At 39.4% G+C, this 12,167-nt stretch carries 12 protein-coding genes; 2 read left to right on the forward strand and 10 right to left on the reverse strand.

Going from position 1 to position 12,167, the window contains the following annotated elements; all coding sequences use genetic code 11:
* Positions 1 to 290 precede the first annotated feature (290 nt).
* The 3 genes from ACEW9I_RS13125 to ACEW9I_RS13135 form a co-directional block, all read right to left on the reverse strand.
* Positions 291 to 1,454, reverse strand: a complete 1,164-nt coding sequence (locus ACEW9I_RS13125; protein ID WP_373540782.1) for an LL-diaminopimelate aminotransferase — start codon at positions 1,452 to 1,454, stop codon at positions 291 to 293.
* A 76-nt stretch (positions 1,455 to 1,530) separates the two neighbouring features.
* A complete protein-coding gene (locus ACEW9I_RS13130; protein WP_373540783.1) occupies positions 1,531 to 1,854 on the reverse strand; it encodes a thioredoxin family protein in 324 nt (107 codons plus the stop codon).
* Between the two features lie 78 nt (positions 1,855 to 1,932).
* Entirely contained in the window at positions 1,933 to 2,619 is a 687-nt protein-coding gene (locus ACEW9I_RS13135) for an HAD-IA family hydrolase (protein WP_373540784.1), read from the reverse strand.
* Positions 2,620 to 2,714: 95 nt separating this feature from the next.
* Between ACEW9I_RS13135 and bchM the strand changes: the two genes are divergently transcribed.
* Both bchM and ACEW9I_RS13145 read left to right on the forward strand, forming a co-directional pair.
* The gene (gene bchM / locus ACEW9I_RS13140; protein WP_373540785.1) at positions 2,715 to 3,398 is read left to right on the forward strand and encodes a magnesium protoporphyrin IX methyltransferase; all 684 of its coding nucleotides are present in this window, start codon (positions 2,715 to 2,717) and stop codon (positions 3,396 to 3,398) included.
* A gap of 132 nt (positions 3,399 to 3,530) precedes the next feature.
* A complete protein-coding gene (locus tag ACEW9I_RS13145; protein ID WP_373540786.1) occupies positions 3,531 to 4,103 on the forward strand; it encodes a thylakoid membrane photosystem I accumulation factor in 573 nt (190 codons plus the stop codon).
* 44 nt (positions 4,104 to 4,147) lie between these two features.
* Here ACEW9I_RS13145 and ACEW9I_RS13150 read toward each other — a convergent pair whose 3' ends face one another.
* From ACEW9I_RS13150 to ACEW9I_RS13180, 7 genes are all read right to left on the reverse strand, one after another.
* Positions 4,148 to 5,281: a hypothetical protein gene (locus ACEW9I_RS13150; protein ID WP_373540787.1), complete on the reverse strand. Its 1,134-nt coding sequence runs from the start codon at positions 5,279 to 5,281 to the stop codon at positions 4,148 to 4,150.
* A gap of 157 nt (positions 5,282 to 5,438) precedes the next feature.
* A complete protein-coding gene (locus ACEW9I_RS13155) occupies positions 5,439 to 6,635 on the reverse strand; it encodes a glycosyltransferase (protein WP_373540788.1) in 1,197 nt (398 codons plus the stop codon).
* Positions 6,636 to 6,676: 41 nt separating this feature from the next.
* A complete protein-coding gene (locus tag ACEW9I_RS13160) occupies positions 6,677 to 7,738 on the reverse strand; it encodes a hypothetical protein (RefSeq protein ID WP_373540789.1) in 1,062 nt (353 codons plus the stop codon).
* A gap of 106 nt (positions 7,739 to 7,844) precedes the next feature.
* Entirely contained in the window at positions 7,845 to 8,615 is a 771-nt protein-coding gene (locus ACEW9I_RS13165) for a glycosyltransferase family 2 protein (protein WP_373540790.1), read from the reverse strand.
* A 93-nt stretch (positions 8,616 to 8,708) separates the two neighbouring features.
* Positions 8,709 to 9,947: a glycosyltransferase family 4 protein gene (locus ACEW9I_RS13170; RefSeq protein ID WP_373540791.1), complete on the reverse strand. Its 1,239-nt coding sequence runs from the start codon at positions 9,945 to 9,947 to the stop codon at positions 8,709 to 8,711.
* A gap of 7 nt (positions 9,948 to 9,954) precedes the next feature.
* Positions 9,955 to 10,791 carry a glycosyltransferase gene (locus ACEW9I_RS13175; RefSeq protein WP_373540792.1) on the reverse strand — a complete coding sequence of 279 codons (837 nt, stop codon included), beginning with the start codon at positions 10,789 to 10,791 and terminating at the stop codon, positions 9,955 to 9,957.
* A 2-nt stretch (positions 10,792 to 10,793) separates the two neighbouring features.
* A complete protein-coding gene (locus ACEW9I_RS13180) occupies positions 10,794 to 12,092 on the reverse strand; it encodes a hypothetical protein (protein WP_373540793.1) in 1,299 nt (432 codons plus the stop codon).
* Between the last annotated feature and the right edge of the window lie 75 nt (positions 12,093 to 12,167).

The following is a 12,167-nucleotide window of genomic DNA, read 5'->3' on the forward strand; positions in this document are numbered from 1 at the left end:
TCAACTTGTCGGTACATGAGTATTAACACCTTGGACTAGGCTTTAGACCGATCTTAGCTAATTTTCTGGGACTTCGCTCTTCCCGTTATCGATTGAATTCGTCTCCCTTCGCGGGTTATAGTCTTCTTCAGCAAGCCCTACGTAGACTAATCAGAAGACTTCCTAACAAACTTTGCGGTTGCTATATAATATCCGCTAGAGCTTCCTAAGCAAAGCTCTAGATCCAGTCCGCGAAGGCGGACTTTGCATCACTAGCGACGATTTCAATCGTTGTGTTCTCATAGCCAAGCCTACAAGAATTTTGCCATCCGATCGACCGCCAGTTGTAATTTTGCTGGCTCGTGTACCAAGGCAAATCTAACGTAACCTTCACCAGCCCTCCCAAAACCCACCCCAGGCGAAGCGGCGACACCAGTTTGACACACTAGCTCGGTGCAGAAATCGATCGAGTTTTGCGCCCATTGGGGCGGTAACTTTGCCCAGATATACATTGTCGCTTCCGGCGTGGGAACGTGCCAACCGATCTGATTCAAGGCGGTGACAAAGGTATCGCGCCGCTGTCTGAAAGTGTTTGCGGTATTTTGGACACCATTATTATCGCCGTTGAGAGCGGCGACAGCACCATTTAAGATCCCGAGATACTGATTGAAATCGACTACCGCCTTGACTTGGCGCAAGGCTTGAATTAACTGTGAATTGCCGATCGCATAACCGATTCTAAATCCGCCCATATTATAAGACTTGGACATCGTGAAAAACTCGATCGACACGCTTTTTTCCCGATCCGCCTGAAAAATGGACGGTACCTGAAGATCTCCAAATACCATATCCCCATAGGGAAAATCATGTACCAATACCAAATTATGCTGCTGACAGAAAGCGACTGCTTCCTCAAAGAAGGCTAGGGGAGCGATTGCGGTGGTAGGATTGTGCGGATAGCTCAATACCATCATTCGCGCTTTAGCAAGGGTTGGAGCCGGAATATCCGCCAATACAGGCAAGAATTGATTCTCCGCCAGTAGGGGCATCGGATAAATCTCGCCGCCCGCCAAGTACACGCCACCTGCATGTGAAGGGTAGCCAGGATCTGTAAGTAGGGCAACATCCCCAGGCTCCAGAATGGCTAGGGGTAAGTGTGCTGTCCCCTCTTGAGAACCGATGAGTGGAAGTACTTCTGTCTCTGCATCTATACTCACTCCATATTTATTGGTATACCACTTGGCTACAGCTTCGCGAAAGCTCCGCGTACCATTAAATAATAGATAACCATGAGTACTCGGATCGACTAATGCTGACTGAATTGCAGCGATAACATGGGGTGGTGTCGGCAAGTCAGATGAACCCAACGATAGATCGATTATCTCCTGTCCCAATGCCCGCGCACGTCCCTTCGCCCGATCCATATCGGCAAACACATTACTTTTTAACGGCTGGAGACGTTGAGAAAACTGCATTTTAGGCTCTAGGCTTTAGGTTTTAGTTGTAGGGTGTGTTAGCGACAGCGTAACGCACCATCAGGCTTTAACTAACTTACAGATTATTATCGAGGATCGTCGTCAACTTATCCTTGGTAATCGCACCCTCAAGCGTATGCACCAGTTCCTTACCCTTGAATAATCGAATCGCGGGAACACCTTCTACCTTGTAAGTTTTGACGGTTTGGGGATTGGGATCGATTTCCATTTTGACTACTTTAACTCGATCGCCATAGTTATTGGCAATCCAATCGATCGACGGTGACACCAATCGACACGGCCCACACCACGCCGCCCATAGGTACACTAAGACAGGGAGATCTGCTTGCAAAACTTCACTTTCAAATTGTGAATCATTAATGACTGTAACGCTACTCACTTTGATAAACTCCACCAATGATAGTCAGGATCTGGTTACCCTCTAGATTAGAGCAAAACGCGGCTCGGCGGTAGTGGCTCAACTACGATTCAACCAGATGGCTGTCAAGCCAGCCCTACTCGCACCTAGATAGTCATCGTCAAAACTATCGCCGATGTGCCATGCAGATGCTGGCGTACACTGGTATTTGGCTAGAGCTGCGGTGAAGATTTCGGGCTGAGGTTTAGCTGCACTGACGGCGGTAGAGATCGTCACTGTCGAAAAATAACGATCCAATTCTAGTACCTGTAGGACGGTATATAGCCGCGAGTCAAAGTTGGATAATACTCCCAATTGTACGGGCGATCGCTGCCAACTAGTCAAAGCGGGAATGACATCGGGATACACTTCCCAAGCAGCGGCGGTAGTAAAGTATCGATACAACTCTTGAAAAAAGCGATCGAAATCGGCAAACTGAGTGATGACTCCCGCAGCGGTGAAAGTCTGCCGATTGATTTCGCGCCACCACTGATATTCCCGCTCGGCGATCTCGTCAGCAGGGACACCAGGGAAAACGCAGGGTGGAGAGTTTTTAAAAGCTGTGTAAAAGTATTTATTGAGTAATTCTGGTTGACAATTGACACCATATTTACTGGCGATCTCGCTATAAATATGTCCGACACTTCCCCGTACTCCAAATAAAGTACCAAAGGCATCTAACAAGATCGCTTTTGGTAGTGGTAGCGCAGCGGGAATGTCTAGTAATGTGGAGTAATAATGTTGCATCGAATTTGCTTTAGTTTAACGATCCTACCCTACACACCCGATCGCCTGCTATAGTGATTTACCGATAGCCCTAAATTTTTGACAACCAAATTTCGATGGACGTAGTAGACGACAAGGCAGTAGTTAAAGAATATTTTAACAATACCGGATTTGAAAGATGGCAACGGATCTACGGTGATGGTGAGGTAAACAAAGTCCAGCTCGATATCCGCACAGGGCATCAGCAGACTGTAGACACGCTGTTGGAGTGGTTGGATGCAGATAATAACCTGGAGGGTTTAGCTATCTGTGACGCAGGCTGTGGCGTGGGGAGTCTGAGTATTCCGCTGGCGGAGCGCAAAGCAATCGTCAGTGCGAGTGACATTTCCGAGAAAATGGTGGGAGAAGGCAAGGAAGTCGCGGCGAGAATATTTGGGAATAACGATAACCCGAGTTTCAGCGTTAGCGATCTCGAAAGCCTGACGGGTAATTACCATACTGTTGTGTGTTTGGATGTGCTGATTCATTACCCCCAAGCCAAGGCTGGCGAAATGATTTCGCACTTGGCATCGATGGCGCAGTCGCGACTGATTATCAGTTTTGCACCCAAGACTCCTTACTTTAGTCTCCTCAAAAAGATTGGCAGTTTTTTCCCTGGGGCAAGCAAGGCTACCCGCTCTTACCTCCACAAAGAAGCAGATGTCGTCAAAATTTTGGAATCACAAGGTTTTACCATCAACCGCAAGGCAACGACGAAAACTCGCTTTTATTTCTCGTGGATGCTTGAAGCAGTAAAATAGCTGGTGCGATCGATTATTTAAATGAGTTGGGCACATTTTCTAAGCGCAATTTTATAGATGTAGCCAAGCGTCAGAGCGGTGGCGATAACATCTTGCCAAATAGATTTTAAAAACTATATCTAACTATATTATATGTCTAAAATGTTTAGTAACTATTTTAAATACGTGTGGCGATCGCTAACAACTGCGATCCTAATCTGTATCTGTACCTGTATCCTCGCTCATCCAGCTCTAGCTGGAATCGAAGATGATAAATATGATGGCAATGTATTTGTACTCTATGCTGGCAATGGCTCTCTGGTGCCAGCAAAGATCTCGTTGGCTGACTCGTTGAAAGCGAACAAGCCAGCTTTATTAGTTTTCTATATCGATGATAGTACTGACTGCAAAAAATACTCGACAGTCATCTCCCAGCTTCAAGGCTATTATGGTAAAGCAGCTAGTTTTATCCCTGTAACTGCGGATAGTCTCGCCCTCGACACCAAGTATTCAGCGACAGAAGCCGGATATTATTATAGTGGCAAAGTTCCCCAAACTGTAGTTATCGACAAGCAAGGTAAAGTTCGTCTCAATGAGGTGGGACAACTTTCATTTGAAAAAATGGATGATACTTTGCGTGAGGTATTCGATCTGTTACCACGTAAAGATTCGATCGAACTCAAGCGACGCACTTTTAATGAGTTTAATAGTGAACTCACCAAATAACTTAGAGCTGCTATATTAAAAATTATAGTTTTAATATAGCTGGATTAGCCGATCGTCCATACCACAACTTCATACGGTTTTAAGAGAGTAGTGAAATCTGCATTGGTAGACAATTGGGCGATTTTGGTTCGGCTAGTGGCGACTGTTTTACCCGCAAATGTCCGATTGAAGTTGATAGTTAAATTGATTTTAACTCGCTCGTGATTGATAGCGATCGCCAGATATTTTTTGGTGTTAGGAATAGAAAATAATTTCAGTTGTACGTCTGTGCTGCTCACTTTTACTGTGCTACTTAGATCTTTACCTTTAATGACAGCAGGTATGTATTTTTTAAATTCAATAACTGTAGGATAAAGCACAGATTCGTTCCACAAGTTTACTGAAAAATAATGCATCCAAAATAATAATCCATCAGCTCCAGTCACAATGGACAAATAGAACATATAGCGAAACTCACCAATACTTGGCAATCTTTTAGTTGACTGTTTTTCATTAGAAGCTTGCAAGACATTATAGAATTTCTTCTGATGTAGATTAGCTATCGAAATAACTTGGTAAAAACGCCGTCGGTAAGCCGGAACCCATTGGAACTCTGGCTCTCCCACTAGACAAGGATACCAATCCCACATCAGTATATCCATTGAATTGACAAACGGTTCGATTTTGTCGGGATCTGCAAAAACCAATGCCACTGGCTTAGATTTGTCTTCATCTTTGATGACTTGATATAGTTGTTCTAATAATTGTGGGTCTAGTGGAATCGGTTTTCTAATTTCTGGTTCGTCATAAAGATACCAGGCATAGACCGCAGGATGATTTTTATAGGTACGAACAAAGTCTTTGATAGCTGCGATATTTCCTATATCTACAAAGGGACGATAAATCTCTAATAAAACTTTTACACCTACAGTTTCACATGTATCTAAAAATGATTTAATCAACTCCTTTCTTAATTTCTCTCCAACATAAGGCATTAGTATATTAATACCTTTAGCGTAAACTTTTTTTGAGAGATCGGTATTTTCGATCCGATCGTACCAACCCAACAAAAAAGGTAAACTGCGTTTGCGATCGATCGTTAAGTATTTTTTTTGAGCTAAACTTATTCCTTTACTACTAGTAAGAGCTAAAACCAAGCCAGTAATTAATCCAAAAAGTTTACGTCGATCGGACTTCATGCGTATAAAGATAGAGAGATATATCAATATTAAGACAAGATCGAGCCTTCAAAAGTGCGATCGTTGAGCCTCATCGTACGAACTAAAATTTGTCAAAAATTGGAACACATAACATAATGAAATAGTAATTATCGACTAAAGAAACGAATATAATTAACTATCGATCGCCAATAATAGCTTTATAAATCGATTCTATTTTAGTTGATGCACTCGATAAACTATGATTTGATTCAACTAACTTGCGTCCATTATCGCCGATTTCTTTGCGTTTGTATTCATCTTGGATCGAGGTAATCACAGCAGCAACGAATTCATCCACGGTGTCAGCTACCATGACACTATGACCATTAATAGCTGCAATTGTACCTAATCCCAGTGTTGTCGTGACAACAGGTACACCACAAGCCATCGCCTCCAAAATTTTGTTTTGCATCCCCGAACCTGACTGCATCGGAACTACAGCGATATCTGCTTGGGAGATGACTGCACTCATGGACTCCACATAGCCAGCGATCTCGATGTTGCGAGCGTTACCGAGATTAATGACTTCCGTAGTGGCATCAGCTCCAGCTACAATAAATTTGGCAGTTGGAAAAGCTTGATGTATCCGATCCCAGCAGTTTTTGGCAAACCATAATACAGCATAAATATTAGGTTCATAAGCCATGCGACCAGAAAAAATTATTTTGACTGAGGAGTGATCTCGATCGATTACAGATGGTTTGAAAATACTGGTATTTATAACGACTGGGATAACTTCCATCTTTGGTGAATATTTGTCGATAAAGTCTGCATCTTTTTTAGATACCAGAATAGACTTGGAAAATCGATCGATGACATCGATCTCATAATTAGCTACTCTATTTAGTTCTGTTTTCAAGATTAATTTCTTAACTGTATTTTGCTCGATCGCAATTCTTGAGCTAAAATTGAGCTGCATTGAATCGATTAGATCGATGATTTTAACAACATTGCTAGGTACTTGATAATCAGCAACTCTTAGTAAAAAATAATGAGCTAGATCGAAATCATGCTGAGCAGTCAACTCATCCAATTTTAGCTGCAACTGCTTCGATCTATAGTACGCAACTTGAAAGGGCGTATGCCGATCGAATAAGCACATTACACAATTCAGTAATGATTGCCACTTAGGTAGATAAATAGTGTGAATTTCTTCACAAAAGTCCAAAAGTAGCTTAGTATTTTCTAGCTCTTGCTGTGATTGGTAGAAAGTTACTAAAGTAATAGCATATTTTGTACTCAGGCTTTGTAAACGTTGATGACAGACTATTCTATCTCCCTGCATAAGCGGAAAAGGTATTCTTGGTGCAATAAATAATACTCGACGACGCATAAATTACTATAATTTAGTTGAGATGTTATTTTACTAATGACTTAATTAGCAGAAAATTCCATGATATTAGTTATTTTTTTTAAAAGATAAAATTCTGAAAAATTATTTTTAAAATACTCGATCGCCTTCCAGTAACGTTGCTGATACTCAATCCAATTCATTTCAAATAAACTGGTTACACATTTTAAGATGGATTCCTCATTGGTGAAATCAATTATAAATACAAAATCTAGCCCTTGAAGATGTGCGAAAGCTGGTATATCATTGACAATCAATATCTTACCGTAACTTAATGCTTCGGCAATAACACCACTTTGAGTTGAAAAGAAGTAAGGAACTACGATAAAATGTGTCAGCCCAAATAGAAATCTCTTACCACTATCAGTCATGTAGCCAGGAAATGTAATGACAATCTCCTCATCATATTCAATATTTACATCGCGATCGCGACCAGCGCGAATGAATCTAGTCTGTCCTGGATACTGTCGAGTGGTAAGAGTAGCCAGAGAGGTGAAGCCCTGGGGATTTTTATCGCTAGCAGCAGTACCCAGTAATGAAAAAGTTTTAGTCTGTTCCCAGTCACTTTTCAAGTTAACCAGATTCTGGTTCAATATTCGCTCTGGAATAGAAACAAAACCTAGATTCACTCGAGCGAATTTACGATCGTCTAGAAAGGTTTTAGCTTTATTAAAAGCTTCGTCACTTGGAAGTAAAATTCGATCGACAAGAGTGCCTAATAGCAAGTTATACAAATAAACTAAATTTGCATCGAGCGGGTTAACTCTCCCCTGTTCATATCGAGGCTCATGCATCAAATAATATACAACTGGATTTTTAATAAATATTTTTGATAGTAGCTTGAGGACGATCGTTAGTAATAAATAATCTAATTGGATTGACAAGAAAAATAATGATTGGCTCTCCTCTGGTGATAACTTAATATTTTCTTTAACTATATCTATAATTATTTTCCAGGTGATATGGTCGATTTTTGTAGAGCGAAAGAGATTGCTCTGAATCGATAGTTTTAATGCTTCCTCCAAAGAGTCTGATGTATGTCTCAGGTTGTTATTTTTAGGAACAAAGATATAGATTGAGTTCATATTAATTGAGAGATGATTCAGCTTAAATGTAATTTAGTTTGGATATTAATCTCGCCTTGAATTAATATTATTTTAATAAAAAGCGTACAACACGTATGTGATAACTTTAGATATTGCGGATCTTTGCGATGAAGGGAGAATCAAGTTTTAAATAGCTTTTAACAAAAATCAGGAAATTGACAACCCTAATTAAGACTTTTTCATGCAATCCGATCGCGTGCTGAATCCGAATTTGTGATTGTTCGTTAATCCGCTTTCTGGTATCACTAGAGACACCGCCTGGTTCGCGGTTGGAGATGATGAGTGGGAGATAGAAGATTGAGATATTCTCAATCATTCTGATAAATAGATCGTAGTCCATCGAAGTTTTTAGAGATTCATCATAATTGAAATTGCGATGCAACGATGTTTCACAAAAAACCCCTTGATGTGGTAAGAACATAAAATATTTCAGAAATTTTGACGAAAGCTTAGGCGGCTGATAAGATATGGGTTCTCCAGTAAGACTAGTAGTTACTGTTATACCTACAGCAAACCTCCATTTACGCTCTAGGTAGCTTTTGACTACTTCAGAAATGACAACATTATCCGAAAGTGTGTCACCAGAGTTCAAAAAAAATATTAAGTCGCCAGTGCTTTTTTTTAACCCTTTATTGAAAGCATCAGATATACCATTATCCAATTCAGAAAAATAGCTATATTCTTTGGAATGGATATAGGAACCCAATAATTCTTTACTTCCGTCCTGAGAGTCTCCATCGATGATAATATGTTCTATTAGCTGGTAGTCTTGATTTTTGACAGAATCCAGTGTCTTGAGTAAGTTTTGGACATTATTTCTTGAGATAGTTACGATGCTTATTTTACAGGTACTCATTTTTGTTACTCGATCCGATCGAGTTGACTTGGCGGACAATTATCAGTTGATTTATTGACGATCGTTCACGCGATCGACGATTTCAAATATCGGCTAGGACAGTAAATTTTCATAAAGATTTTGATAACGGTGGGCACATAACGCTGTGGTGAACTCACTTTCCACCTTTGCGCGCGCCCGATCGCCTAATTTGCGGTGCCGCTCCCGATCCGCTAGTACCCAAACTATTCCATGTGCCAAATCATCGGTATCAAAGGGTTGTGCTAAGTAGCCGTTTTGTTCGTGCTCGATGGCGTCAGACAAACCCCCAATCTTGAAACTCACGCATGGCGTCCCGCAGGCTAAAGCTTCGAGCACAGTATTGGGCAGATTATCCTCAATCGAGGGAGCGACAAACACATCAGCGGCAGCATATACTAGGCTGAGAGATATATCATCATTCAACCGACCGAGATAGGTGACTTTAAATCCTAAATTTGGAGGATTGAGGGGTTGAGAAGATCCAAAAATAACTAGCTCAATGTTATTTAAATCTTGATATTGACGGATTTTTTGTAACGCTGGTTCCAAAAACTTAAATCCTTTGCGAGGAGAACTAGTTGCATCAACCGCACCAAACAACACGATCTGTGCATCTATTGATAAGCCTAGAATACTCCTAGCTAGCTTTTTATCAATCGGTTTATATGTTTTAATGTCTAAGCCGTTAGGAATCACTTCAATTCTTAAATCTTGGCATAGTAAACTGTTTTTGGCACATTCAGCTAACCATTTACTAGGGGTTACTAGTGTTAAATTCAGATCTTGCCAAGCTTTCTGTTTACGATGCCATACCCATCTAGACAAATCTCGCTCCCTACTATTTGTTAATTGTGGGCAACTACCACAGGACTTGGTGTAGAGATTGCACTCCCCACTGTAGTGGCATCCTCCAGTAAAAGCCCACATATCATGTAGCGTCCAAATTAGTGGTACACCAAGTCTTTTAAAGTCTTCAATTTTCAAAAACTCCCAACCGATCCAGTGCAAGTTAATTAGATCTGGGGCGATATCTTGAATATCCTTGAGCAATGAGCTAGGAGTACAATTTACCGAAAAAGTATCATTCTTACTAACTTTCAATCTAGAGGTAAGTTTATCGATTACTACTGGTTGAATTTGTTTATAGATCTTACTCAACTTATTCGGCATTAACACACTAGCTAGATCTGATGATTTGTGCGAAACCATAACTAGAGAATCTACTGTATTTTCCAAAAGCCCATTGTGGAGGCGAATTGATGCTTTTCCTGCACCGGAATTTTCGTGCATCAGTAGTTGAAGTACCTTCATCTTGATTTTAAATCCATTTTTGCAAACTATGATTGAAGCGAAAGACACAACGGTCATTCAATATTTTTTTTAATTTATTTGGAGCAAAGTAAAAGATGGCACTATCCAAGCTTGCTATAATTGAGTCCATTAAATTTGGTGACACAACTAGATCGCTTACTTCTCGATCGTAAGCTGCTCTATTTTCGGACAATTGTCCTCTTTGCCTTCTAAATCCTCCTAAATATGCTTCAACTATTTTTAATTCTTCTAAATTAGAAAACTGTTTCCATATATAAAAATCACCAGCAGATTTGAATCTAGCAAGACATTCAAAATCGATACAACTATTCATGAGGGAAGAAGACCAAAAAGTGGATTCTTGCTGAACAAATGGAAGCTTACTTAGATACATCCCGCAATTGAATAATCTGCTTCTATACCGATATGGCAGCATTTGAGGTAAAGCGTATGACTGTTCATTATACAAAATTGTGTATCCGGTTAGCCACGCTACTTGTTTGTCTTTATCTTCAAATAAATCTAAAACTATATCGAATGCACATTTATGATAATAGTCCCCAGCATTTATATATGCGATAATGTCGCCAGAAGTAGATTGTAATCCTTTTGATAAGGCACTGTACATGCCAGCATCAGGCTCTGAGATTAACTTTATCAAGGGAGAATTAATATCTTTGATTATATCTACTGTTTTGTCACTTGAGTACCCATCACAAATTATATACTCAAGTTCTACCCTTCCAGAAATAACAGCTGTCTGATTAATTACGGATTCAACTGTTTCTTTAATAAATCTTTCAGCGTTAAAACATGGAGTAACAATTGAAATTTTTGATATCATAATTAAAGGGGATCGCTGGGTATATCAATATTATACTTATCGGCAACTTGAGATAATCTCACGATCGATCCAAGAAAGCAGCAGGATGTCGAAAAATAGAATGAAGAAGCTTGCAGTACTGGTTCACCCTGAAAACCCATCAAGACAGGAACTATTACACAAATTGTCAAGATAATAATTGGTTCTGGCAATTTAGAAGATAGAACTTTCAAGAAAGGCTGAATATGTAAAATATGAAAAATTAGGAGTAAAGCCATTGGTAATAGTCCTCCATCATAAAATACATCCAGCCAGATATTGTGGGCGTAGCTTGCTGATATTGAAAATGCTCTACCCCCTACAAAGTGTCTTGGCATCGCATCAAATATATCAAACCATGCTTGATATCTACCTGATTCTAAACCCTCATTCTGAAGTCGATTGAACACTTCAAAATTTGCAACTGCAAAACTCATAATAGTGTCTGAGGCGATCGCCAGCAATAAAGATATAAATACAATTATCGAGAAGTATAAATTTCTAGTATTTTTTTCTTCTACATTTTTTAACTTAAATAAGGTTGTCATTAGTAGTACAAGAACCAAACTTAAAATTGCTTTTCTACCTTGAAGTAAGACACTCATGTGGATAGATATTATCCCGATCGCTAGAGATATAATAGTTACTAGTTTGTATTGTTGAGACTTAAATTGTTGATTTTTACCATAAAAAACAATTGGTATTATACCTGTCCCTAACATTGAATACAAATCCAGAACAGTACCATTAATAGGGTCTTCACCAGGTTTCCAAAAGTTAGGAGCACTTCGCTCCAGAATTTCACCTAGTGAAGAACTATTGACACTTAAATATACAAAAATTATACCTCCGCCAATTAATGCTAAAAAAACATATATATAATTTAAGGTTTTGCTGGGTATCTCCTCAAAATGAATGCTATAGCCAACAATATATGATAAGGCAGCTAAAATAACACCTCGTACTGCCGTCGTTTCGTCAACAAAGTTATAGCCATAAATTGTCATAAAATAAGTAACTAGAAATCCCATTAATACAATTAAGGAAAGGATGAATTTTATGGCGATCGGCGATCTTTTTACTCTGTTTTTATTACTTAATGTCTGTACTATGAACGGCAAAGATATAAATACAAAAATAACGATCATTACCAAGTAAGAAATGCCAGGTATAGACAGAGAAAATATGAACAACAATCCTAATAAGATTATCAGGTGAAGTTTTTCTCTAAATGCTGCTCTTAACTTACTTTTTATTACGATTGGATTAGCTTCTCTCTGCATATATATTGATGCTATCCTAAGCTAAATTTAACTGGATTAGTTGGAGTAATTATCATCATTTCAGACAATTCAATT

Origin of the sequence: Chamaesiphon sp., assembly GCF_041738855.1 — a bacterium.
Classification (GTDB): domain Bacteria; phylum Cyanobacteriota; class Cyanobacteriia; order Cyanobacteriales; family Chamaesiphonaceae; genus Chamaesiphon.

What these genes read in the sequence shown, in the direction of transcription:
- ACEW9I_RS13150 (WP_373540787.1), bottom strand. Translation starts at nt 5,281, where the DNA reads ATGAAGTCCGATCGACGTAAACTTTTTGGATTAATTACTGGCTTGGTT.
- ACEW9I_RS13155 (WP_373540788.1), bottom strand. Translation starts at nt 6,635, where the DNA reads ATGCGTCGTCGAGTATTATTTATTGCACCAAGAATACCTTTTCCGCTT.
- ACEW9I_RS13170 (WP_373540791.1), bottom strand. Translation starts at nt 9,947, where the DNA reads ATGAAGGTACTTCAACTACTGATGCACGAAAATTCCGGTGCAGGAAAA.
- ACEW9I_RS13175 (WP_373540792.1), bottom strand. Translation starts at nt 10,791, where the DNA reads ATGATATCAAAAATTTCAATTGTTACTCCATGTTTTAACGCTGAAAGA.
- ACEW9I_RS13160 (WP_373540789.1), bottom strand. Translation starts at nt 7,738, where the DNA reads ATGAACTCAATCTATATCTTTGTTCCTAAAAATAACAACCTGAGACAT.
- ACEW9I_RS13180 (WP_373540793.1), bottom strand. Translation starts at nt 12,092, where the DNA reads ATGCAGAGAGAAGCTAATCCAATCGTAATAAAAAGTAAGTTAAGAGCA.
- ACEW9I_RS13165 (WP_373540790.1), bottom strand. Translation starts at nt 8,615, where the DNA reads ATGAGTACCTGTAAAATAAGCATCGTAACTATCTCAAGAAATAATGTC.
- ACEW9I_RS13145 (WP_373540786.1), top strand. Translation starts at nt 3,531, where the DNA reads ATGTCTAAAATGTTTAGTAACTATTTTAAATACGTGTGGCGATCGCTA.
- ACEW9I_RS13125 (WP_373540782.1), bottom strand. Translation starts at nt 1,454, where the DNA reads ATGCAGTTTTCTCAACGTCTCCAGCCGTTAAAAAGTAATGTGTTTGCC.
- bchM (WP_373540785.1), top strand. Translation starts at nt 2,715, where the DNA reads ATGGACGTAGTAGACGACAAGGCAGTAGTTAAAGAATATTTTAACAAT.
- ACEW9I_RS13135 (WP_373540784.1), bottom strand. Translation starts at nt 2,619, where the DNA reads ATGCAACATTATTACTCCACATTACTAGACATTCCCGCTGCGCTACCA.